The 362-nt window shown below is 68.8% G+C and carries 1 pseudogene; it reads left to right on the forward strand.

Features of this window, described 5'->3' with window-relative positions:
• Window positions 1-177: 177 nt before the first annotated feature.
• Window positions 178-362: pseudogene (locus QWI17_RS00815) on the forward strand (type II secretion system protein GspE); the annotation flags it as partial.

Consider the following 362-nt stretch of genomic DNA (forward strand, 5'->3'; position numbering starts at 1 on the left):
GAAAACCAACCTGATGGTCTTCCTGCGCCCGACCATTCTGCGTAGCCAGGCGGAGCGGGTCGAGGTAGGGCGCAGGGCCTACGACGGGGTGCGCGCCGCCGATGATTCGCCCTTGCCGGCTGATGCCCAGCGACTGTTCTAGCCGCGTCGCTTGCCAAGCGCGCAAGTGCCACAGCCATGAGTCCTGAGCTGCCATTCGGCTTCGCCCGGCGTCACGGGATCCTGCTCGACCGCCAGGCGCCCGAGCCGGTGCTGATGATGCGAGAAGGCGCGTCCCTGGCCGCCCTGGCCGAAGCCTGCCGCTTGCTGGGCAATACCTGGCCGCTGCGCCAGGTGAGCGAAGCCGACTTCGCCGAGCGCCT

The sequence above is a fragment of the Gilvimarinus gilvus genome (assembly GCF_030518155.1).
Taxonomy (GTDB): Bacteria; Pseudomonadota; Gammaproteobacteria; order Pseudomonadales; family Cellvibrionaceae; genus Gilvimarinus; species Gilvimarinus gilvus.